Origin of the sequence: Plantactinospora sp. CA-290183 (assembly GCF_050936375.1) — a bacterium.
Lineage (GTDB): Bacteria > Actinomycetota > Actinomycetes > Mycobacteriales > Micromonosporaceae > Plantactinospora.
Genome location: NZ_JBNJMX010000001.1, coordinates 957124 through 979440 on the forward strand (window position 1 = coordinate 957124; position 22317 = coordinate 979440).

The 22317-nt window shown below is 74.1% G+C and carries 15 protein-coding genes and 1 pseudogene; 13 read left to right on the forward strand and 3 right to left on the reverse strand.

Going from position 1 to position 22317, the window contains the following annotated elements; translation table 11 throughout:
- Positions 1 to 30: 30 nt before the first annotated feature.
- The 5 genes from ACQEUR_RS04535 to rho all read left to right on the forward strand — a co-directional run bounded on the left by ACQEUR_RS04535 (position 31) and on the right by rho (position 5917).
- Positions 31 to 1275 carry an MFS transporter gene (locus ACQEUR_RS04535; RefSeq protein ID WP_433025589.1) on the forward strand — a complete coding sequence of 415 codons (1245 nt, stop codon included), beginning with the start codon at positions 31 to 33 and terminating at the stop codon, positions 1273 to 1275.
- Between the two features lie 77 nt (positions 1276 to 1352).
- Positions 1353 to 2219 carry an SPFH domain-containing protein gene (locus ACQEUR_RS04540; RefSeq protein ID WP_433025592.1) on the forward strand — a complete coding sequence of 289 codons (867 nt, stop codon included), beginning with the start codon at positions 1353 to 1355 and terminating at the stop codon, positions 2217 to 2219.
- Positions 2220 to 2264: 45 nt separating this feature from the next.
- Positions 2265 to 2540 (forward strand): hypothetical protein, encoded by a 276-nt coding sequence (locus ACQEUR_RS04545; RefSeq protein WP_433025595.1) that lies wholly within the window; start codon positions 2265 to 2267, stop codon positions 2538 to 2540.
- Between the two features lie 83 nt (positions 2541 to 2623).
- Positions 2624 to 3571, forward strand: a complete 948-nt coding sequence (thrB, locus tag ACQEUR_RS04550; protein WP_433025598.1) for a homoserine kinase — start codon at positions 2624 to 2626, stop codon at positions 3569 to 3571.
- Between the two features lie 297 nt (positions 3572 to 3868).
- Positions 3869 to 5917, forward strand: a complete 2049-nt coding sequence (gene rho / locus ACQEUR_RS04555; RefSeq protein ID WP_433025601.1) for a transcription termination factor Rho — start codon at positions 3869 to 3871, stop codon at positions 5915 to 5917.
- Positions 5918 to 6013: 96 nt separating this feature from the next.
- Here the strand turns inward: rho and ACQEUR_RS04560 are convergent, their stop codons facing one another.
- Positions 6014 to 8161: an ATP-binding protein gene (locus ACQEUR_RS04560; RefSeq protein ID WP_433025604.1), complete on the reverse strand. Its 2148-nt coding sequence runs from the start codon at positions 8159 to 8161 to the stop codon at positions 6014 to 6016.
- Between the two features lie 25 nt (positions 8162 to 8186).
- Between ACQEUR_RS04560 and ACQEUR_RS04565 the strand changes: the two genes are divergently transcribed.
- Together ACQEUR_RS04565 and ACQEUR_RS04570 are read left to right on the forward strand one after the other, a co-directional pair.
- Entirely contained in the window at positions 8187 to 9020 is an 834-nt protein-coding gene (locus ACQEUR_RS04565; RefSeq protein ID WP_433025607.1) for a hypothetical protein, read from the forward strand.
- A 132-nt stretch (positions 9021 to 9152) separates the two neighbouring features.
- The gene (locus ACQEUR_RS04570) at positions 9153 to 12638 is read left to right on the forward strand and encodes a phosphodiester glycosidase family protein (protein ID WP_433025610.1); all 3486 of its coding nucleotides are present in this window, start codon (positions 9153 to 9155) and stop codon (positions 12636 to 12638) included.
- Positions 12639 to 12741: 103 nt separating this feature from the next.
- Here the strand turns inward: ACQEUR_RS04570 and ACQEUR_RS04575 are convergent, their stop codons facing one another.
- Positions 12742 to 13635 (reverse strand): AAA family ATPase, encoded by an 894-nt coding sequence (locus ACQEUR_RS04575; protein WP_433025613.1) that lies wholly within the window; start codon positions 13633 to 13635, stop codon positions 12742 to 12744.
- A 459-nt stretch (positions 13636 to 14094) separates the two neighbouring features.
- Between ACQEUR_RS04575 and rpmE the strand changes: the two genes are divergently transcribed.
- Complete coding sequence (rpmE, locus tag ACQEUR_RS04580; RefSeq protein WP_433025616.1) at positions 14095 to 14319, forward strand: 50S ribosomal protein L31; 225 nt, start codon at positions 14095 to 14097, stop codon at positions 14317 to 14319.
- Positions 14320 to 14451: 132 nt separating this feature from the next.
- Complete coding sequence (gene prfA / locus ACQEUR_RS04585) at positions 14452 to 15540, forward strand: peptide chain release factor 1 (RefSeq protein WP_433025619.1); 1089 nt, start codon at positions 14452 to 14454, stop codon at positions 15538 to 15540.
- Between the two features lie 41 nt (positions 15541 to 15581).
- Here the strand turns inward: prfA and ACQEUR_RS04590 are convergent.
- A pseudogene (locus ACQEUR_RS04590) lies at positions 15582 to 16412 on the reverse strand (GGDEF domain-containing protein); the annotation flags it as partial.
- A gap of 688 nt (positions 16413 to 17100) precedes the next feature.
- Here ACQEUR_RS04590 and prmC point away from each other — a divergent pair.
- From prmC to ACQEUR_RS04610, 4 genes are all read left to right on the forward strand, one after another.
- Positions 17101 to 18351, forward strand: a complete 1251-nt coding sequence (gene prmC, locus ACQEUR_RS04595; protein ID WP_433025621.1) for a peptide chain release factor N(5)-glutamine methyltransferase — start codon at positions 17101 to 17103, stop codon at positions 18349 to 18351.
- Positions 18352 to 18465: 114 nt separating this feature from the next.
- Entirely contained in the window at positions 18466 to 19110 is a 645-nt protein-coding gene (locus ACQEUR_RS04600; protein WP_433025978.1) for an L-threonylcarbamoyladenylate synthase, read from the forward strand.
- On the forward strand, positions 19111 to 19731 hold the full coding sequence (locus ACQEUR_RS04605) for a phosphotyrosine protein phosphatase (RefSeq protein ID WP_433025624.1): 621 nt from the start codon (positions 19111 to 19113) through the stop codon (positions 19729 to 19731).
- Between the two features lie 222 nt (positions 19732 to 19953).
- On the forward strand, positions 19954 to 22233 hold the full coding sequence (locus ACQEUR_RS04610; protein WP_433025627.1) for a transglycosylase domain-containing protein: 2280 nt from the start codon (positions 19954 to 19956) through the stop codon (positions 22231 to 22233).
- Positions 22234 to 22317 lie beyond the last annotated feature (84 nt).

A 22317-nucleotide genomic window follows, 5' to 3' on the forward strand; every position in this document is an offset into this window, starting at 1 on the left:
ACGCCGGGGGGCGTAGTAACGTCCTGGTACGTGTCGTCTCCCCGTTCGGTCCTTACCGGTAACCGCGACTTCCGCAACCTCTTCGCGGCCGAGCTGGTGGTCTTCGGGGCCGACTGGTTCGTCATGGTGCCGCTGCTGGTGCTGCTGCCCGAGCTGACCGGCAGCGGCGTGTGGGGCGCGCTGGTGCTCGCCGTCGACACCGGCATCCTCGCCCTGCTGCTGCCGTACGCCGGGACGGTCGCGGACCGGTTGGACCGCAAGAAGATCATGATCGTGTCGAACCTGACCGCGCTGGTCGCGGTCCTGCTGCTGCTCGCGGTCCGCAGCGCGGACACGGCCTGGCTCGGGTTGCTGGCGATCGGGGCGATGGCGGTCGCCAAGGCCTTCTACTCCCCGGCGGCCCAGGCGGCGCTGCCCAACGTGGTCGACCCGGCCGACCTGGCCGCCGCGAACGCGGTCGCCGGCTCGGCGTGGGGCACGATGAGCGTGGTCGGCGCCTCGCTCGGCGGGGTGCTCACCGCCGTCGCCGGACCGTACGTCTGTTTCTGGGTGGCGGCGGCGGGCCTGGCGCTGGCGGCCGGCCTCGCCCGGCTGATCCGCCGGCCGTTGCAGGTGCCGCGCGAGGCGGACCAGCCGGTGCAGCATCCGTGGACGGCGATCCGCGAGGCGCTGCACTACATCGGGCGGCGTCCCCGGGTGCTCGCCCTGGTCACGGTGAAGAGCGCGGTCGGGCTCGGCAACGGCGTGCTGACCGTCTTCCCCCTGCTGGCCGGCCTGTACGGGGTCGGCGCGCTCGGCACCGGCCTGCTCTTCGCGGTACGCGGTGCCGGCGCGCTGGTCGGGCCGCTGCTGACCCGGAGGGTGCTCCACCACCGCTCCTGGCTGTTCACCGGGCTGGCGCTCTCCATGTCGGCCTACGGGCTGGCGTACGTCGGGGTGTCGGTGGCGCCGTGGTTCTGGCTGGTGCTGGTGCTGGTCTTCGTCGCGCACCTCGGCGGCGGGAGCAACTGGGTGCTCTCCAACTACGCCTTGCAGGGCGAGGTGCCGGACCGGCTGCGGGGCCGGGTCTTCGCCACCGACATGATGCTGGCGACGCTGGCCATCTCGGTCAGCCAGCTCGCGGTGGCCGGGGTGGTGGACCTCGTCGACGAGCGGGTCGTGCTGGTCGGCTGCGGCCTGACCACGGTGGTCTACGCGGTCGGCTGGTGGGCCGCGACCCGTCGCCTCGACCGCTCCGACCGGGAACCGGCCCCGGCCACCGAGCCGGTCGGCTGATCCGCCCTCGAAACCCTCTTGCGGGTTCGCGGTCGATCGATATCCTAGTGATATCACTTTGCTAGTAGGGAGATGTCATGGAGCGCACCGCCTTCCGGATCCCCGGGATCATCCCGATCGTGGGCCTGCTGGCCCTGGCGGGCATCGGGTTCGCGGCCGTCCTGCCGGTCCTCGACGAGCCCGGCATCCACCCCCGGATCATCGTGGTCGCCATCGGCTACACCGTGCTCCTCGCGGTGCTGGCGACCGGGTTCGTCGTGCTGAACCCGAACGAGGCCCAGGTGGTGCAGTTCTTCGGCCGCTACGTCGGCACCATCCGCCAGCCCGGCCTGCACTGGACCTGGCCGCTCACGGACCGCTCGCACGTCACCCTCCGGGTGCGCAACTTCGAGACCGCCCGGCTCAAGGTCTCCGACGCGGACGGCAACCCGGTGGAGATCGCGGCGGTCGTCGTGTGGCGGGTGGTCGACTCCGCCAAGGCCGCCTTCGCCGTCGACGACCACGTCGAGTACGTCGCCGTGCAGTCCGAGGCCGCCGTCCGGCACCTGGCCACCAGCTACCCGTACGAGGCGCACGACTCGGGCCGCTCCAGCCTGCGCGACAGCACGGTGGTCAGCGAGGAGCTGACCCACGAGCTGCGGGAAAGGGTCGAACTGGCCGGCGTCGAGGTGCTCGAATCCCGCACCACCCACCTGGCGTACGCGCCGGAGATCGCACACGCGATGCTGGCCCGCCAGCAGGCGAGCGCGGTGGTGGCGGCCCGTTTCAAGATCGTCGAGGGCGCCGTGGGGATGGTCTCCAACGCGCTGGAGCGGCTGCGCGACGAACACGTGGTGGAGTTGGACGAGGAACGGAAGGCGCAGATGGTGGCGAACCTGCTCGTCGTACTCTGCGGCGACCGGGCCGCCCAGCCGGTGGTGAACACCGGAACCCTCTACGGCTGACCCACCCCCGCGCAGCTGCCCGCACAGCTAGAGGAACTGGCACCGATGGCCGAACGCAAGAAGCTCCTGTTGCGCCTCGATCCGCAGGTCTACGACGCAATCGCCCGATGGGCCGCCGACGACCTCCGCAGCGTCAACGCCCAGATCGAGTACGCGCTGCGGTTGTCCCTGCGTTCGACCGGGCGTACCCCGAAGTCGCCCCGGGGCGAACCGGCGGGCGGCCGTGCCCACCGCGACCCGTCCAGGGGTGACCCGGCGGACGGCCCGCCGCCGGACGGGACGGGCGCGGCGCCGGGCCCGGACGGCGACCCGGCGGGCTGATCCGCCGCCGGGGAGCCGCCCGGGGCGTCCCAGGCGGCGGACGTGGTCCCGACCGACCGGCCCGGGCCGCCTAGCATGAGCCGATGCGGCCGTCCTTCGTTTCCGAGCCGGTCCGGGTCCGGGTGCCGGCGACCAGCGCCAACCTCGGCCCGGGCTTCGACACCCTCGGTCTGGCGCTGGCGCTGTACGACCACGTCAGCGCCCGGATCACCCCGGACGGCTGCCGGGTGGAGGTCACCGGACAGGGCGCGGGGGAGCTGCCCACCGGGGACGACCACCTCGTCGTCCGCGCCATGCGGGCCGCCTTCGACGCGCTCGGCGGCCAGCCGTCCGGGCTGGCCGTCGAATGCGTCAACCGGATCCCCCAGGCGCGCGGTCTGGGTTCCTCGTCGGCGGCGATCGTGGCCGGGGTGCAGCTCGCCCGCGCGCTGGTCGACGACGGTGGGCAGCGGCTGGACGACGCCGCGGCGCTGCGGCTGGCGGCCGAGCTGGAGGGGCATCCGGACAATGTCGCGCCCTGCCTGCTCGGCGGGTTCACCATCGCCTGGTCGGAACCGGGCGCCCCGGCCCGCGCGGTCGCCCTGGCGGTCGCGCCCGAGGTCCGGCCGACGGTCTTCGTACCCGAGACCCGCGGGCTGACCTCGGTGGCCCGGGCCGCGCTGCCGCCCAGCGTGCCGCACCCGGACGCGGCGGCCAACGCCGGCCGGGCCGCCCTGCTGGTACACGCCCTGACGGCGGATCCGGCGCTCCTCTTCGCGGCGACCGAGGACCGGCTGCACCAGGACTACCGGGCCGAGGGCATGCCCGGCACGGCGGCCCTGCTGGCCGAGTTGCGTGCGGCGGGTGTGGCTGCCGTGGTCAGTGGGGCGGGACCGTCGGTCCTGGCCCTGACCAGCCCACCTGAGGAATTCGCGGCGGGAATGGGTTGGGCCGTGCAAAGGTTGGGCATAGACGTGGCCGGAGCCCAGGTTGATGGGGGTAGACTGGGACACGCCGAGCGGGACCCTGTTGCCGCAGGTCGGAAGAGTTGATTACGCTCTAGACTTAGCACAGCCGCGAAGCAATGCGACTCCTGCGGGTCGGTGCACCCCCGAAGCTCTCGGCGGTCAGCCCGTCTCACCCCTGCCTAGGCCACGCCGCACCGCAGTTTCCACAGGTCGCCGCAGGCGGCGAGACCTGCCCACCGACGCTGGTGGGTCGGGAAACCAACCGGCTGCTGTGTTACAGACTCCCGCGACGCGTCACGCGAGGCGGGTGCACCGAGGCCGCCCGGCCACCTAGCTCCTCAGGACACGGGCAGCCCCGGCCTTATCGAGGGAAGGAATCCATTGAGCGACACCACCGACGTGACGTCGGATGTTTCCAACGTCGCTGGCGAAGCCACCGCAGGTCCTACCCGCCGTCGGCGGACCGGCACCGGGCTGTCCGCGATGCTGCTGCCAGAGCTGCAGAGCCTGGCCGCGTCGCTCGGCATTTCCGGTACGGCCCGGATGCGCAAGGGCGAGCTGATCACCGCCATCTCGGAGCGGCAGGGTGGCTCCGCCACCGGTGGCGCGCCCCGTCCCCGGGCAGAGGTCTCGGCCGCGGCCGCCCCGGCCCGGGAAGAGGTCCGCGCCGAGGTCCGGGACAGTGGTGACCGGTCGGACACCGAGCGCCGCGGCGCCGAGCAGGCGCCGGTGACCGGCGGAGAGGGCCGGGAGGCCCGGGAGGGCCGGGACCGGACGTCCCGTCGATCCGGCCGGGGCGCCGCCAAGGCGGACGCCGAGGCGGTTTCGACCGAACGGTCCGATGATTCGGAGCGTGGTACCCGTACCGATCGCGGTGAGCGGGCGGATCGCGGTGAGCGGGCGGATCGGGGCGAGCGCGGGGATCGCGGCGAGCGTGGGGATCGCGGCGACCGGGCGGACCGCGGTGACGGCGCGGAGCGCGGTGACGGCGCGGAGCGCGCCGAGTCGCGCAACGGCCGTGAGCGCAACGAGCGGGGTGACCGCGGCGAGCGGGCCGACCGTTCCGAGCGGACCGACCGCAACGAGCGTGGTGACCGGGGCGAGCGGGCCGACCGCAACGACCGCGGGCCGCGTTCCGCCGACCGGGACAACGACGGCGACGACGACGGCGAGGGCGGTGGACGGCGCAGCCGTCGCAGCCGCTTCCGCGACCGGCGTCGGGGCCGGAGCGACCGGCCGGACAACGCCGAGAGCGGCGGTGGCGGCGGTGGCGGTCGGGAGCCGCAGGTCAACGAGGACGACGTGCTCGTCCCGGTGGCCGGCATCATCGACGTGCTGGACAACTACGCGTTCGTCCGCACCACCGGCTACCTCTCCGGGCCCAACGACGTCTACGTCTCGATGTCCCAGGTCAAGAAGTACGGCCTGCGCCGCGGCGACGCGGTGACCGGTGCCGTACGGGCGTCCCGCGACGGCGAGCAGCGGCGGGACAAGTACAACCCCCTCGTCCGGCTCGACACCATCAACGGGATGGACCCGGACGAGGCGAAGCGGCGGCCCGAGTTCTACAAGCTCACCCCGCTCTACCCGCAGGAGCGACTGCGGTTGGAGACCGAGCCGCACATCCTCACCACCCGGGTCATGGACCTGGTGACGCCGATCGGCAAGGGCCAGCGGGCGCTCATCATGTCGCCGCCGAAGGCGGGTAAGACCATGGTGTTGCAGGCGATCGCCAACGCGATCACGACCAACAACCCCGAGTGCCACCTGATGGTCGTCCTCGTCGACGAGCGGCCCGAAGAGGTCACCGACATGCAGCGCTCGGTCAAGGGCGAGGTCGTGGCGGCCACCTTCGACCGTCCGCCGCAGGACCACACCACGGTCGCGGAGCTGGCCATCGAGCGGGCCAAGCGCCTGGTCGAGCTCGGCCACGACGTGGTCGTACTGCTCGACTCGGTGACCCGGCTCGGCCGGTCGTACAACCTGGCCGCGCCGGCCAGCGGCCGGATCATGTCCGGCGGTATCGACTCCACCGCGCTCTACCCGCCGAAGCGCTTCCTGGGCGCGGCGCGGAACATCGAGAACGGTGGGTCGCTGACCATCCTCGCCACCGCGCTGGTGGAGACCGGGTCCGTGATGGACACGGTGATTTTCGAGGAGTTCAAGGGCACCGGTAACGCCGAGTTGAAGCTGGACCGGAAGATCGCCGACAAGCGGACCTTCCCGGCCATCGACATCCACCTCTCCAGCACGCGTAAGGAAGAGATCCTGCTCGCGCCGGAGGAGTTGGCGATCATCCACAAGCTGCGCAAGGTGCTGCACTCGTTGGATTCGCAGGCGGCGCTGGACCTGCTGCTGGACCGGCTCAAGCAGTCCCGGACCAACATCGAGTTCCTGATGCAGATCGCGAAGTCCACCCCGGGGGAGTGACCCGGGGTCAGTTCGAGGTGATGCCACGCGGGGCCCGGCCGATCTCGGCCGGGCCCCGCGTGCGTCCGGCGTCGCGCCGGCTGTGCCCGGTCCGGATCAGGTGGTGGCGGTGGCGGTCCGTTCCCCGTCCCCGGCGGGCCGGGCCGCGGGCCGGGCGTCGGGGTACGGATTCCCGGCCAGCTTGCCGCGCAGCTGGTCGGCATCCGGATGGCCGAGCTCGTCATAGACGGCTAGGGCCTGCCGCCACGCCGTCCGGGCGGCCGTCCGGTCGCCCGCCGCCAGGTGCGTGTCGCCGAGGTTCGCCAGGACCTCGGCCTCGTCGTAGCGGTCGCCGAGGGCCCGGTGCAGGTCCAGGGCCCGGTGGTAGCACTCGATCGCCCGCTGCTGCTGGCCGAGCAGGTGGTGGGCGTAGCCGAGACTGTCCCAGGTGAGCGCGGCGCCGTGCCGGTCGCCGTTGCCGGCGTGCAGGTCGAGGGCCTGGTGGCAACAGCTCACCGCCCGGTGCTGGTCGCCGAGGCGCGCGTGCAGCCAACCGATGTTGTTCAGCGTCTTCGCCTGCCCCACCGTGGAGCCGGCCGCCTGGTAGAGCAGCAGAGCCTGTTCGGCGTGCGCCAGCGCCGCCCGGCGCCGGCACTGCCGGGCGAGCACCCAGCTGATGCCGACGTGGGTCTGCGCCTGACCGATCTCGTCGCCCAGCTCCCGGTACAGGTCGAGGTTGTCCCGGTAGTGGCGGTGCGCCTCGTCGTACCGGCCCAGCCAGGTGTGCACGATGGCCAGACCCCGGTGTGCCTGGGCCTGGCCCAGCCGGTCGGCGCCGCGCCGCGCCGCCGCCAGCGCGACCCGCTGGACCCCGGCCAGGTCGTCCCAGTGCCCCTGCCGGTCGAGGTAGGTGGTGAGCAGTCCGGCCAGCCGCCAGGCGTGACCGTCGAAACCGGTGGCCGCGGCCTGGGCGACCGCGGCGAGCAGCACCCGGTGCTCCGCGGCGAACCAGGCCATCGCCCCGGCGTGGTCGGTGGGTGGCTGCACGGTCACCCGCGCGCGCGGCCCCGTCACCGGTACGGGTGGGGCCAGCCGGTGCGGATCGAGCAGTTCGTCGGCGGCCCGGGCGGACTGCACGTAGTGGTCCAGGAGCCGGTGGCGTGCCTCGGCGCGGTCCGCCTCGGTGTCCCGTCCCCGGCACAGGTCGGCGGCGTAGGCGCGCAACAGGTCGTGCAGGCTGTAGCGCCCGGGCGCGTGTTCGGTGAGCAGGTGGGCGCGGGTCAGCCCGGCCAGCAGCGGCCGGATCCGATCGGCTGGCAGGCCGGCCAGGCTGGCCGCCGCGACCGGGTCGACGTCCGGCCCCGGGTGCAGCCCGAGCAGCCGGAACAGCCGCGCCTGCCCGGGGTCCAGGGTCCGGTAGGACCACGAGAAGACGACGCGTACGTCGGTGCCGGGATCCCCGAGCTGGAACGCCGCCAGGTCACCGTGGGCGTCCCGGAGTTCGGCGGCGAGCGCGCCGAGGGGAAAGTCCGGACGGGTGGCGGCCCGCGCGCCCGCGATGGCGAGGGCCAGGGGCAGCCGCGCGCAGCGGCGGATCATCTCGGCCACCGCGTCCGGCTCGGCCGCCACCCGGGCGGCGCCGATCCGATGGTCCAACATCCGCCGGGCCTCGCCGGGGGTGAGCAGGTCCAGGGTGAGCGGTCGGGCGCCCTCGCTGACCACCAGCGGGGTGAGTTCGTTGCGGCTGGTCACCACGACCAGGCAACCGGGCGAGCCGGGCAGCAGTGCCCGGACCTGCTCGGCGTCGCGGGCGTTGTCCAGCAGCACCAGCATGCGCCGGCCGGCCAGGAGGCTGCGGTAGAGGGCGGCCTGCCGGGACAGTTCGGCGGGCACCCGGTGCGATGGGACGTGCAGGCTGTCCAGGAAGTCCCGCAGCGCCTCGCTCGGTGACAGCGCCCGCCCGTCGAGGTCGAAGCCGCGCAGGTCGACGTAGAGCTGTCCGTCCGGAAAGCGGTGCGCGACGCGGTGGGACCAGTGCACCGCGAGGGCGGTCTTGCCCACCCCGGCGGTGCCGCCGATCGCGGAGATCACCACCGCCCGGGTCGGGCCCGGTCCGGCCGGGTCCCCGAGGAGCGCGTCGAGTTGCCGGATCGGCCCCTCCCGGCCGGTGAAGCCGGTCACGCCGATCGGTAGCTGCGCGGGCGCCGCCACCGGCACCCGCAGAACCCCGGCACACCTGGTCGGGGCGGGAGAGGGAGGAACCATGAACGGCTCCGTACGAAACGGTTCAGTGTTCGTCGGTGGGTTCGTCGCCGTGGTCACGGCGGCGGCGCTCGGTCCGGTGGCGCCGGCCGCGGCCGATCCGGTCGGCCTGGAGAAGGTCGGCTTCACGACCGGTGCGACAAGTGCGGACAAGTCGGTGAGCGTGTCCTGCCCGGCCGGGAAGGTGGTGACCGGTGGAGGTGGCTACCTCACCGCCTCCCCGGCCGCCCTGGGGCAGGTCGCCCTCGACCGGCTCGAACCGCTGGCCGGCGGCAGCGGGTTCTTCGCCACCATGCGGGAGGCCGGTGACGACAACTTCCTGGGCACCTGGAAGCTCACCGGCCAGGCCGTCTGCGCGCCGGCGCCGGCGGGCTGGCAGATCGTCTCGGTCACCGGTGCGGCGGAGACGGAGTACGTCACGGCCAGCTGCGGCACGAAGCGGGTGATCGGTACCGGGGCACGGGTCAACGGCGGTGCCGGCAACGTGGTGCTGGACCAGGTCCAGCCCTCGGCCGACCTGCGCACGGTGCGGGCGCGGGGCGTCCCGATCCCGGGCGCCGACGTTCCGGCGGGCTGGAGCGTGACGACGTTCGCGGTCTGCGCCACCCAACCGGCCGGTCTGGAGCGGATCTCGTTCCCGGCCGGGCCGGACGAGGAGGGGGAGGCCGCACTGATGCAGTCGTGCCCGGCGGGCAAGGCGCTCTACGGTACGGGCGCCGACATCAACGCCGGCAACGGGCAGGTGCTGCTCTCCGGAGTGAACGTCAGCACCCTGGAGGACACCTCCGCCTGGGCAAACGAGGACGGTGCCGGCCCGCCGAACTCGTGGACCCTCACCGGGTACGGCATCTGCGCCAGCTGAGCGCGTAGCGTCGCGCCGGCACGGAGCCTGCCGCGACCGCCACCCGGCGGTCGCGGCACGCGTGCGTAGTTTTCCTTCGGTTCAGCCATCAGGTATTGAAACTTCTATACGAGGTCCGGTTGACTACCGGACATGCGCACCCGCCGCCGATCCGCCCGCCTCGCCGGTCTGCTGCTCCTGGCGCCCGCCCTCACGATCGTCGGCCCGGTCCCCGCCGGAGCCGGGCCGTCCGCCGGGGTCCGCGCCGCGCCGCTCACCGCCGCGCCGCTGCGTCCCGGGCCGGGCGGCACCGCCGTCGACGAGGCCCCGCCCGCCTCGTCCGCGGGCACCGCCTCGTCCGCGCCGGTCGCCGTCGAACCGGCCGACGGGATCGAGACCGAGACCCGGACCCGGCCCGTGGCACCCGGGCTCGACCTGACCTCCTACGACCGGTACGACGCCAACGGCTGGCTCCGGGCGGACGCGCTCACCGCCGACCTCTCCGGCGGGCTGACCGTCGACTACGTCAACTCCGGCGAGGTGGCCCGGACCGAACCGCTGCGCCGGGCCGTCGACCGGGCCGGTGCGGTGGCCGCCGTCAACGGGGACTTCTTCGACATCAACAACTCCGGCGCCGCGCAGGGCGTCGGCATCCAGGGTGGACGGTTGATCCAGTCCCCGGTGGCCGGGCACGAGGAGGCGGCCGGGGTGACCGCCGACGGGGTCGGCCGGGTGATCCAGGTGCACTTCGACGGCACCGCCACCCTGCCGACCGGGCCGGTCAGGCTGACCCAGTTCAACAACATGGTCGCCCCGGACGGCATCGGCGTCTTCACCTCGCTCTGGGGGTCGTACCCGCGCGGCCGGGCCGTCGAGGGCGCCACCCGGATCACCGAGGTGACCCTGGTCGGCGGTCGCGTCGCCACGGTGGCCGAGGTCGCCGGCGGCGGACCGGTGCCGGCCGGCAGCAGCGTCCTGCTCGGCCGGGACGCCGGGGCCGTCGCGCTCGCCGCACTGCGCCCGGGCGACCCGGTCGACCTCGCGTACGCCCCGAAGCCCTCCGACGGAAGCGTCCTGCACGCCGCGGTGGGCGGCAACCGGGTGCTGGTCCGCGACGGCGTGGCCCAGGACATCGGCGACGTCAACTCCGAGCCGCGTACCGCGGTCGGGTTCTCCGCCGACGGCCGGAAGATGGTCCTGCTCACCGTCGACGGACGGCAGACGGACAGCCGGGGGGTGACGCTGACCGAACTCGGCCGGATGATGGCCGAACTCGGCGCGCACCACGCGCTCAACCTCGACGGCGGCGGCTCCGCCACCCTGCTCGCCCGGGAGCCCGGCCAGCCGGCGGTACGGGTGGAGAACAGCCCCTCAGACGGAGCGGAGCGTCCGGTGCCGAACGGGCTCGCGCTCTTCGCCCCGCGGGGCAGCGGCCGGCTGACCGCGTACTGGGTGAAGACCGTGCTCGACCCGGTGACCGCACCGGGAGTCGGTCCGGTGCGCGGCGGACGCCCGGAGCGGGTCTTCCCCGGCCTGACCCGGCGGCTGGCCGCGGCCGGCTACGACGAGACCTACGGCCCGGCCGCCGGCGGACCCGCCTGGCGGACCAGCCCGGCGAGCCGGGGCGGCGTCGACTCCGCCGGGACGTTCCGGGCCCGGCAGCCGGGCGAGGTCACCGTCACCGCCTTCCGGGGCCGGGCCGCAGGCGAGCTGGCGCTGACCGTGCTCGGCCCGCTGGCCCGGATCGACGGCACCGTGGACAAGGTCGGGCTGGCCGGCGCGGACGCGACTGGCACGTTCGGCGTGGTCGGCTACGACGCCGAGGGGAACACCGCGCCGATCGAACCCGCCGACGTGCGCCTGGACTACGACCGCGACCTGCTGGAGGTCACCCCCGCCGGGGACGGCACCCTCTCGGTGCGGGCCCGGGTCGGCAGCGGTGCCGGCCTGGTCACCGTGCGGGTCGGCGACGCCAGCACCGTGGTACCGGTGACCGTCGGGCTCACCGACGTGCCGGTGGCGATGTTCGACGACGCGCCGGCCTGGCGGTTCAGCGCCGCCCGGGCCACCGGATCGGTCGCACCGGCGCCGGGCCGGACCGGGTCCGGCCTGCGGATGTCGTACGACTTCGGCCAGTCGACCGGCACCCGGGCCGGGTACGCCGACCCGCCGGCCTGGATCGAGGTGCCCGGCCAGCCGCAGGCGTTCGGGATGTGGATAAACGGCGGCGGCAACGGCGAGTGGCCGAGCCTGCACCTGCACGACGCGCTGGACCAGCAGCACGTGCTGCGCGGCCCGTACCTGGACTGGACCGGCTGGCGGTACGTCGAGCTGGCGGTGCCGGCCGGGGTGGTGTACCCGGTGCGGATCCGGCGCTTCTACGTGGCGGAGACCGACGCCTCGGCGTCGTACGCCGGGGAGATCGTGATCGACGACATCGTCGCGAAGGTGCCGCCGGAGGTGACCCCGCCGGTCGAGCCGCCCCGCACCGACCGGGTGGTGCTGACCGACGGCACCCTCGACCGGGCGCCCTGGCGGTTCGCGGTGCTCTCCGACGCCCAGTTCGTCGCGGCGGACCCGGACAGCGACCTGGTCGCCCAGGCCCGCCGTACGCTCCGGGAGGTCAGGGCCGCGCGGCCGGACTTCCTGGTGGTCAACGGGGACTTCGTGGACACCGCCTACCCGGCCGACTTCGCGCTGGCCAGGCGGATCCTCGACGAGGAGCTGGCCGGCGAGGTGCCGTACGTGTACGTGCCGGGCAACCACGAGATCATGGGTGCCCCGATCGACAACTTCCGGGCGGTCTTCGGGGAGACCTCGCGGGTCTTCGACCACCGGCCGGCGCCCGGTGGCACCGCCACCCGGTTCGTCACCCTGGACACCTCCACCGGCAGCCTGCGCGGCGGCGGCCTTGCGCAGGTCCGGGCCCTGCGCGCGGCGCTGGACGGCGCCGCCGCCGATCCCCGGGTCGGTTCGGTGGTGGTGCTGGAACACCACCCGCTGCGGGATCCGACCCCGGCGAAGGCGAGCCAGCTCGTCGACCGCAAGGAGGCGGCGCTGCTCGAACGGTGGCTGGCCGACTTCCAGCAGGACACCGGCAAGGGGACGCTCTTCGTCGGCTCGCACGTCGGCACGTTCCACGCGGACCGGGTCGACGGCGTGCCGTACGTGATCAACGGCAACGCCGGCAAGAACCCGTCGACCGCGCCCCACCTGGGCGGCTTCACCGGCTGGACGATGTTCGGCGTCGACCCGGTGAGTCGGGCCGAGGCCGACGCGGCCCGGCGGGATCCGTTGGTGCCCGGCCCGCGCTGGGTGAGCGCGCAGACCCGGGCCCACGTGGACGCGGTGGCGCTGGCCGCCCCGCCGACGGTACGGCTCGGCGCCCCGGTGCCGGTGACGGCGACGGTGACCCAGCCCGGCGGGCGGCAGGTCCCGGTGGCCGCCCCGCTCAGCGCCGACTGGAGCGGGTCGCCGAACCTGCACATCGGCGCGCGGTACGGGCTGCGGCCGTGGCACGCCGCCTGGTTCGACCCCGCGACCACCCGACTCACCCCCCTGCGCCCCGGGTCCGTCCGCCTCGCCGTCACGGTCAACGGCACCCACACCGAAACCAAGATCGCCGTGATCAGGGAGTAGTTCCCGCGTGTCGTCGGCGTGTCGGGGTCACCACTCCCTGATCACCGCGATCATGCCGGGGCGGGCCGCGCCGGGGCGGCGCGGGGCGGCGCGGGGGCGGGGGTCAGAAGTCGCCCTCGGCGACCTGGAAGACGGTGAGGCCGAGTTCGCGCCACATCCTGACCACCTGCATGCGGTCGTCGAAGACGCCGACCACCCGGAAGCGGTCCCGGATCTCCCGGTCGTAGATCTCGCGCTTGACGATCGAGTCGCGCCGGGTGTCGCCCACCGCCCGCATGTGCAGGGCCAGGTAGGGGACGTCGACGTGCCGGTCCAGCCACCTCTCGGTGGTGGCCCGGCAGGAGGCGTCCCGCCCGGAGCAGTAGACGACGCCGTACCCGGCGGCGTGCATGGCCCGGACCGCCGCGATGACCGCCTCGTTCGGCCGGTCCTCGCCGACCCGGCTCATGTCGTACGGGCTGCGCCCGGCCATCAGCGCGACGGTGCCGTCGATGTCCACCAGCACGATCTCCGGGCGCTCCGGCGACGGGGTGTGTACGGCGGCCGGCCCGCCCGGCTCGACGGTCGGTACGGGCAGCGGCAGGCTCCGGCCGGCCAGGTACCGCTCGTGCAGGCGCCGGATCGCCTCCTCGCCCACCCGGTCCGGCTCCGGGCGCTCCGCGTCCCGCCGGACACACTCGTCCACCGGTACGTCGGTGAAGTCGTGCACCTCGAAGGTCGCGCCGAAGCGGGCGGCGAGCCGCGCCCAGTCCCGTACCGTCCGGGACCGCAGGTTGGTGTCGTCGACGCAGACGTCGGCCCGGACCCGCAGCAGCGCCTCGACCTGCGCCCGCTGCACGGCGGTCACCTGGCCCTCGGCCCACTGCGTGAAGAGCCGCTCCCCGTGCAACATCCGGCGCAGGTCGTCGCGGTTGACCCGGACGACGCCCGGTTGCAGCTTGCGGGCGAAGGTGGTCTTCCCGGAGGCCGGCAGCCCTCGGGTGACGATCAGTCTCATCGGGATCACTCCAGGCGGTGCGGGTCGTGCTCCGCCGCCGGCCGGACCCGCTGCCACGGCGGCGCCGGGTCCACCCCGGGGGGCGGCGCGGCCACAATCTCACGGTACGCCTGTTCGATCTTCACAGCCGGGTCGTCGGTCGCACCGGCCGGGGAGGGTGTTTGTGCCGTTTGTCCGGTAATTCTGGCGCGATGGACGTCCGGCGGCGGCCGGCGCGGGGGTGTGTCGGCGGGCCGAGGGGGGAACGCGGAGGGGGAATGCCAGGAGGGGATCCGACGTTAACCGTCACGGACCTGGAGTGCAGCCCGATTTCGGGCCGGCGGAAGCCCATGGCACACTGGTCAGTCGGCCACCGGTTCCGGTTCACGCCCGTGTCCGTCATCCTCGGCGACGCACGTCGCCGCAGGTGGCGGCGGTGCAGGGCGACCCGGCGACCATCGATGAAAGGACCGCGGCGACATGAAGCCCAAGATCCACCCCGAGTACGTCACCACCGAGGTCACCTGCTCGTGCGGTAACACGTTCACGACCCGCAGCACCGCCAAGGGCGGCTCGATCCACGTCGAGACCTGCAGCGCCTGCCACCCGTTCTACACCGGTAAGCAGCGCGTGCTCGACACCGCCGGCCGGGTCGCGAAGTTCCAGCAGAAGTACGCCAAGGTTCAGGCCAAGAAGGCCAAGTAGCTGCTCTGACGGCGCCCGTCTCCGGCTGGTGAAGCCGGAGGCGGGCGCCGTGTTTCGTACGCCGGGTGCCGTCGAGCGCCGGCGCCGGTGGGAACACGCGCAGTCGGCGACACGAGCAGAAGGAGCACGAGCATGAGCGGCGAGCGACTGGCCAGCCTCCTCGCGGAGTACGCGGAGCTGGAGCAACGCCTCGCCGATCCGGCGATCCACGCCGACCAGGCCACCGCCCGCCGGGTGGGCCGGCGGTTCGCCGAGCTGACCCCGCTGTACAAGGCCGCCGGCGAGCTGGAGCAGGCCCGTGCCGACCTGACCGCGGCCCGCGAGCTGGCCGCCGAGGAGCCGTCGTTCGCCGCCGAGGCGGAGTCGATCGCGACGACGCTGCCCGACCTGGAGGGGCGGCTGGCCGAGCTGCTGATCCCGCGCGACCCGCACGACGCCAAGGACGTGATCCTGGAGATCAAGGCGGGGGAGGGCGGCGAGGAGTCCGCGCTCTTCGCCGGTGACCTGCTCCGGATGTACGTGCGGTACGCCGAGCGGCACGGCTGGGCGACCGAGGTGCTGGACGCGCAGGACTCCGACCTGGGCGGCGTGAAGGACGTCTCGCTGGCCGTCAAGGCCCGGGGTGTGCCGGAGGGCGGCAACGGGGTCTGGTCGCGGCTGAAGTGGGAGGGCGGGGTCCACCGCGTGCAGCGGGTCCCGGTGACCGAGTCGCAGGGCCGGATCCACACCAGCGCCGCCGGCGTCCTCGTGCTGCCGGAGGCGGAGGAGGTCGACGTCACCATCGACCCGAACGAGCTGCGGATCGACGTCTTCCGCTCGTCCGGGCCCGGCGGCCAGTCGGTCAACACCACCGACTCGGCGGTACGGATCACCCACCTGCCGACCGGGATCGTCGTCTCCTGCCAGAACGAGAAGAGCCAGTTGCAGAACCGGGAGCAGGCCATGCGGATCCTGCGGGCCCGGCTGCTCGCCTCCGCCCAGGAGCAGGCGGACGCGGCGGCGTCGGACGCCCGGCGCTCCCAGGTGCGCACCGTGGACCGTTCCGAGCGGATCCGCACGTACAACTTCCCGCAGAACCGGATCACCGACCACCGGATCGGCTACACCGCGTACAACCTCGACCTGGTGCTGGCCGGCGAGCTGGACGGCGTGCTCGGCGCGCTGACCGAGGCGGACCGGACGGCCCGGCTCGCCGGCGAGACCGAGCTGAGCCGCCGGTAGCCGACCTGCCGGGCCCGCGGGCCTGGTGGGGTCGGTCAGCCTCAGGAGGCCACCCGGGCGCGCGCCTTGGCCCGCAGCATCTCCCGGTCGGCCACCTCGAACGCGGTGCCGAGCGCGTCGCGCAGACCGGCACCCGCGCCGCTCACCTCGGCGAAGCCCACGCTGACCCCGACCGGCGTGCCGGGCACCAGCGACTCCCAGTCCTCGCCCCGGACGGCGGTGCTGATCCGACGGGCCACCTCGGCGGCCTCGGCCATGCCGGCGCCGGGCAGCACCACGACGAACTCGTCCCCGCCGTACCGGGCCACGAAGTCGCCGCGGCGCATCACCCTGTTGATCACCCCGGCGATCCGTTGCAGCACCAGGTCGCCCGAGTGGTGGCCGTGCGCGGTGTTCACCGCCTTGAATCCGTCCAGGTCACAGACGCCGATGGTGGCCCGCTCGCCCCGGGCCACCATCGCCGCCACGTAGCGTTCGAGCCGACGCCGGTTGGGCAGCCCGGTCAGCGGGTCGGTCAGCGCCTCGCCCTCGTACCGGGCCGCCTCGCGGCGCATCTCCTCGTGGTCGATCCGGGCGGCGACGCCGTCCACGTAGACGTCGCGGAGCCGGTCGTTGCGCTGGGCGGCCAGCCGGAAGGCGTACCGGTCGGCCCGGTGCGCGGCGGCGTGGTCACCGGCGCGGCCGTACGCCAGGCTGCACAGCCGGGCGTGCTCGGCGGCCCCGAGCGTCTCCGCCGAGACGCTCACCGTGTCCAGCCGGGTGATGGCCTCGATCGGCCGGCCGGCGGCGATGGCCAGGCACACCGCCCCCAGCTGCCGCATGTCCCGGGCCCGCGCGCTGTCGCCACCGTGGCCGAGCAACCGCTCGGGGTCGAGTTCGGTGCGCCGGTCGTCGAGTTCCGTACGCCGGTCCAGCTCCGCCCGCTGGTGGTCGAGTTCGGCGGGCCCCGGCACGGGGCGGGCCGGCCGCTGGTCGGGTTCTGCGCCGTCCGGGTCGGGCGCCGGGGACACCGGGTCGAGCACCGGCCAGGTCCGCAGGTCCACCGCCGGGCCGCCGAGGGCGGCGAGCCGGGCCAACGCGTACCCGTAGGCGGCCCGGCTGCTCGGCCGCAACCGGGCGGCGGTGCCGGCCGAGACGAAGCGCGCCAGGTCGCTGCCGATGTCCCGGAGTACCCGCAGGCAACCGTCGCTGTCGCCGTGGTGGTCCAGTGCGACCGCGTTGCGCAGCCGGATCCCCGGCGCGGCGAACGTCTCCTCCGGGATCCCGGCGGAGATCCCCACGTTGCGGGCCCGTTCGATGGCGCCGAGCGCGTAGCCGTGGAAACTCAGGTAGGAGTAGGCCATCGCCAGGTCGTGCCAGCCCCACGCCGTCTGCCGGTCGGGTTCGTGCACCGAGCCGAGCGCGCGGGCCCCGTGCACCAGGTGGCTGACGCAGCGGTCCAGCGCGCCCTGGTTGTGCGCGGCCAGCGCGGCGAGGGCGTGCAGGTGCCCGTGCAGGTACGGTTCGGCCAGGTCGCGGGCCGCGTCGAAGGCCTGCTCCACCGCGCCGGTGTACTCCGCCGTGCGGCCGAGGTTGAGGATCGCGGAGAGCCGTTGCAGCAGCGCCTCGGCCCGGGTGTACGGGTCGTCGGTGGCACCGAGCACCCGCTCGAAGATCAGACACGCCTCGGCGGACCGGCTGCTCTCCATCAGGTTCCGGGCGTGCATCAACTCCTCGGCCTGGTCGCGGACCCGGTCGAGCCAACTCACGCACAACCTCCAACGGTCCGTCAACAGACCCCGTCACCCCACCGGACCACGCGGTGCCGGCCGTCGACCGCTGGAGTACCGGCGTGGGTCCGACAGGGAAACGCACCCGCGTGGGGATGATTCCCGGCCGACGTTTCATGATTATGTCGTGGCAGGTTTTCTGGGACACCCCGCCGAAGGGTCAGCACCGGTACGGCCGTCGGTCGCGGTCGCGGCGGCGGCGTCGGCGCTGGCCAGCGCGGGCATCGCTCCGGCGCGCGTCGAGGCGGAGTGGCTGGTGGCGTACGTCCTGGACGTGCCGCGCGGCGCGCTGGCGCTGGGCGGACCGCTCAGTGCCGCGCAGCTCGACCGGCTCCGCGAGCTCGTGCAGCGGCGGATCCGGCACGAGCCGTTGCAGCATCTCCTCGGTACGGCGCCGTTCCGCTACCTGGAACTGGCCGTCGGTCCGGGGGTCTTCGTCCCCCGGCCGGAGACGGAACTGCTCGCCGGCTGGGGCATCGAGGCGGCCCGGCGGCTGGCTCCGGAGGGCGGGGCGGTCGTGGTGGACCTGTGCAGCGGCACGGGGGCGATCGCGTTGGCGGTCGCCGACGAGGTCCCCGGGGCCCGGGTGTTCGCGGTGGAGCGGTCGGCGGCGGCACTGACCTGGCTGCGCCGCAACGCCGAGCACCAGCGCGACGCCGGGCAGCGGGCCGCTTCCGTCGAGGTGGTGGCCGCGGACGTGGCCGACCCGGGGCTGCTCGACGCGCTCGCCGGCCGGGTGGACGTGCTGCTCTGCAACCCGCCGTACGTGCCGGACGGCACCGCCGTACCCCCGGAGGTGGCGGAGCACGACCCGGCGGAGGCGGTCTTCGGCGGCCCGGACGGCCTTGCGGTGATCCGGCTCGTGGTCGCGCGGGCGGCCCGGCTGCTGCGCCCCGGCGGAGTGCTCGGCATCGAGCACGACGACACGCACGGGGCGGCGGTTCCGGCCCTGCTGCGCGCCGACGGCCGGTTCGTCGACATCGCCGCGCATCCGGATCTGCTGGACCGTCCCCGGTTCGCCACCGCCACCCGGGCGGGCTGAGCGGTTAGGAGGGGGCCCTTCCTATACAAAAAGCGATAACGGGGGGCCCTTCCTTACACGCCGCGCCACCCCGGGGAGGGTGGGCGGCGCGGCGTGGCAGACTGACTCCTCGTGATGCTCTACGACTGCCGGTCGCTGGCCGACCGTGACCGAGGCATCGCCGCGGCCATCGAGGCGGTCAAGAACGGCGAACTCGTCGTGCTGCCCACCGACACGGTCTACGGCGTCGGCGCTGACGCCTTCACCCCGTACGCGGTCCAGGCGCTGCTGACCGCGAAGGGGCGGGGCCGGCAGCACCCGCCGCCGGTCCTGGTCGGGTCCCGGCACACCCTCGACGGGCTGGTCTTCATGCTGCCGAGCGCGGCGCGGGACCTGGCCGACGCGTTCTGGCCGGGCGCGTTGACCATCGTGGTGGAGCACTCGCCGAGCCTGCAGTGGGACATCGGCGAGACCAACGGCACCGTGGCGGTGCGGATGCCGCTGCACCCGGTCGCCCTGGAGGTGCTGCGCGAGACCGGGCCGATGGCCGTCTCGTCGGCCAACAAGACCGGCCAGCCGCCCGCGGTCACCGCCGAGGAGGCGCGGGACCAACTCGGGTACGCGGTCCGGGCCTACCTGGAGGCGGGACCGTGTCCCGAACCGGTGCCGAGCACCATCGTCGACGTGACCGGCGAGGTGCCCCGGGTGCTGCGCCAGGGCGCCATCCCGCTGGAGAAGCTGCGCGACGTGGTGCCGGACCTCCAGGGCCAGGTGTCCTGAGTGCCGCCGTTCACCGTCCTGCACGTCTGCATGGGCAACATCTGCCGGTCCCCGATGGCCGAGCGGCTGCTCACCCTCGCGGTGCGGGAGCGGCTCGCCCGCCGGTCGGGCGGGGCGGTCGAGCCCGGTACGGCGGACCAGCTCCTGCACAGCCACAGCGCCGGCACCGGCGGGTGGCACGCCGGCGAGGAGATGAACCCGCCGGCCGCCCGGCAGGTCCGCTCCCGGGGCGGGGACGTGGAGAACTTCGGCGCCCGCAAGCTGCGTTCCGAGCACATCGACGCGGCCGACCTGGTGCTGACCGCCACGGCCGACCAGCAGGAGTACGTGGTGGCGCTGCGGCCGGACGCGGCCGGGCGCACGTTCGTGCTGGGTGAGTTCGGCCGGCTGCTCGGCACGGTGGACGCCGCCGCGCTGCCGCCGGCCGACGACACCCCGGAGGGGCTGTACGCCCGCGGGGTCGCCCTGGTCGCCGCGGTGCAGGAGGCCCGGCGGGGCGCGTCGGTGCTGCCCGGTGACGATCTCGACGACCCGTGGGGCCGGGGAGACCAGTGCTTCAGCCGAGTGGCCGACGAGATCGAGGAGGCGGTACGGCCGCTCGCGGCCGTCCTGCTGCCCTGATCCCCGGCTGACCTGGCCCCGGCCCACGGGGCAACCGTCCACCGCACCCCCCGGCGGCTGTCCGCTTCGCCCCGGCCGCTCCTTCGGCATCGCTAATTCGACCCGGATTGCCGGAAGTGCCAGCGTGGCCGGGAAATCACCGTCAGTCTTGACTGGTCCGATCGGCGCGGGCGGGTCCGGCTGTCCGCAAAGCCCGCGCCCGTGTCCCGCCCGGGAGGTGGCATGCTCCGGCTGCGGCTGAACCAGCTCTGGACCCTGGTGCTGGCCGGGGTGCTCTGCGGCACCCTGCTGGCCGCCGCGGCGCTGCCGGTCTCCGTGCTGGGTGCGGTGGCGCTGAGGTCCGTCGGGGCCCGCTACGAGGACCTGCCCCGGGACCTGCGCACCCCGCCGATCGCCCAGCGCTCCTACCTCTACGCCAACGACGGGCGGACGCGGATCACCTCGTTCTACGACGAGAACCGGACGAACGTGTCACTGGCCCAGGTGGCCCCGATCATGCGGCAGGCCATGGTCGCGGCCGAGGACGTCCGGTTCTACGACCACGGCGGGGTGGACCTGCGCGGTGTGCTCCGGGCGTTCGTCGCCAACCGGGTCGGCGGCGGCGTACTCCAGGGGGCCTCGACGCTGACCATGCAGTACGTCCGGAACGTGTTGAAGAACGACCCGAACCTGACCGAGCGGGAGCGCGAGCAGGCCACCGCGCCCAACGCCGGGCGCAAGATCCAGGAGATGCGGTACGCGCTGGCGCTGGAGCGCCGGTTGGCCAAGGACGAGATCCTCAGCCGGTACCTGAACATCGCCTACTTCGGCGCCGGGGCGTACGGCATCGCCGCGGCCAGCCAGCGCTACTTCTCCAAGTCCGCTGCTCAACTGAACCTGGCCGAGGCGGCCCTGCTGGCGGCCCTGGTCCGCGCCCCGGAGACCGACAGCCCGATCGGCGGGGATGCCGAGGCGGCACTGGTCCGGCGCGGGTACGTGCTGCGGCAGATGGTCGGGATGGGCGTACTCCCCGAGGAGCAGGCGCTGCGGGCGCAGGAGGAGCCGCTGCGGCTGCGGCCCCGGGCCGAGCCGAACGACTGCGCCGGCATCCCCGAGGCCCACGTCGACTGGGGTTTCTTCTGCGACTACTTCCAGCAGTGGTGGAACGCGCAGCCGGCGTTCGGCGCCTCGGTGACCGAGCGGCGGCAGAACCTGCGGCGGGGCGGCTACCGGATCATCACCTCCCTGGACCCGGCGCTCCAGTCCGTCGCGCTGCGCCAGACCCTGCGGGTGTACGGCTACAGCGACCGCCGGGCCGCGCCGATGGCGGTGGTGCAGCCGGGCACCGGCCGGGTCCTGGCGATGTCGGTGAACCGCCGGTACAGCCTGGAGGCCAACCCGCGCGGCCAGCGGAACCGTCCGAACACGGTGAACCAGTTGATCGCCGGCGGTGGGGACATCGACGGCTATCAGGCGGGGTCGACCTTCAAGATGTTCACCCTGCTGGCCGCGCTGGAGGCGGGGATGCCGCTCAGTTCCGGCTACACGGCGCCGTCCCGGCTGCTCACCCGCTATCCGGTCAGCGGGCCGAACAGTTGCGGCGGCTACTGGTGTCCGGCCAACGCGTCCCCGCAGTGGATGAACGGCTACCGCACGATGTGGAACGGCTTCGGTCGCTCCGTCAACACGTACTTCGTCGCGCTGGAGCAGCGGGTCGGCGCCGACCGGGCGGTCCGGATGGCGGAGCGGCTGGGCATCGTGTTCCGGGCCGAGGGGGACGCCCGGCTGGCGACGTACGGTGCGGCCGGCTGGGGGGCGTTCACCCTGGGCGTCGCCGCCACCACCCCGCTGGACCTGGCCAACGCGTACGCGACGCTGGGTGCCGAGGGGATCCACTGCAAGCCGCTGCCGGTGCTCCGGATCGTCGACACCGTCGGCCGGGCGCTGCCGGCGGCCAACCCGAGGTGCGGGCGGGTGATCACGGCTGAGGTGGCCCGGGCGGCCACCGACGCGGCCCGGTGCCCGGTGGGCAACCAGTCGGTGTACCGGCGGTGTGACGGCGGGACCGCGCCCGAGGTGACCCGGATCCTCGGCGCCCAGCAGGTGGCGGGCAAGACGGGCAGTTCCGAGCGGAACGCCACCGAGACATTCGTCGGTTTCACCCCGCAGGTCGCGGCGGCGGGCATCGCCGCGAACCCGGACGACCCGAGCGACCTGGTCGGCGCGGCGGTCCAGCGGAAGGTGATCGAGGCGGTCGCCCGCACCATGGTCGCCGCGATGGCCGGCAAGCCGCGCCGCAACTTCACCCCGCCCGCGGCGCAGCTCGCCCTCGGCGGTGGGCCGGTCGAGCCGGGCCGGCCCGGACCGGCGGGTGGCCCGGCGCCGTGGCCCACCGGGCCCGCCCCGCCGCCGACCGCCCCGCCGACCGCCGTACCGCGGCCGCCCGTCACCCCGCCGCGGCCGCCCGTCGCGCCGTCCCGGCCGCCCGTCGCGCCACCCCGGCCGCCGGCGGCGGCCGGGTGAGGACGGGCCGTCCGGCGGCGGCGTTCCGTCCGGTGGGCCTGCGCCGCCACCCATAGACTCGGGTACGCGCTCGACGGCGGGCGC

What these genes read in the sequence shown, in the direction of transcription:
- prfA (WP_433025619.1), top strand. Translation starts at nt 14,452, where the DNA reads ATGAGCGGCGAGCGACTGGCCAGCCTCCTCGCGGAGTACGCGGAGCTG.
- ACQEUR_RS04575 (WP_433025613.1), bottom strand. Translation starts at nt 13,635, where the DNA reads ATGAGACTGATCGTCACCCGAGGGCTGCCGGCCTCCGGGAAGACCACC.
- ACQEUR_RS04545 (WP_433025595.1), top strand. Translation starts at nt 2,265, where the DNA reads ATGGCCGAACGCAAGAAGCTCCTGTTGCGCCTCGATCCGCAGGTCTAC.
- ACQEUR_RS04560 (WP_433025604.1), bottom strand. Translation starts at nt 8,161, where the DNA reads ATGGTTCCTCCCTCTCCCGCCCCGACCAGGTGTGCCGGGGTTCTGCGG.
- ACQEUR_RS04570 (WP_433025610.1), top strand. Translation starts at nt 9,153, where the DNA reads ATGCGCACCCGCCGCCGATCCGCCCGCCTCGCCGGTCTGCTGCTCCTG.
- ACQEUR_RS04600 (WP_433025978.1), top strand. Translation starts at nt 18,466, where the DNA reads ATGCTCTACGACTGCCGGTCGCTGGCCGACCGTGACCGAGGCATCGCC.
- ACQEUR_RS04610 (WP_433025627.1), top strand. Translation starts at nt 19,954, where the DNA reads ATGCTCCGGCTGCGGCTGAACCAGCTCTGGACCCTGGTGCTGGCCGGG.
- ACQEUR_RS04540 (WP_433025592.1), top strand. Translation starts at nt 1,353, where the DNA reads ATGGAGCGCACCGCCTTCCGGATCCCCGGGATCATCCCGATCGTGGGC.
- thrB (WP_433025598.1), top strand. Translation starts at nt 2,624, where the DNA reads ATGCGGCCGTCCTTCGTTTCCGAGCCGGTCCGGGTCCGGGTGCCGGCG.
- rpmE (WP_433025616.1), top strand. Translation starts at nt 14,095, where the DNA reads ATGAAGCCCAAGATCCACCCCGAGTACGTCACCACCGAGGTCACCTGC.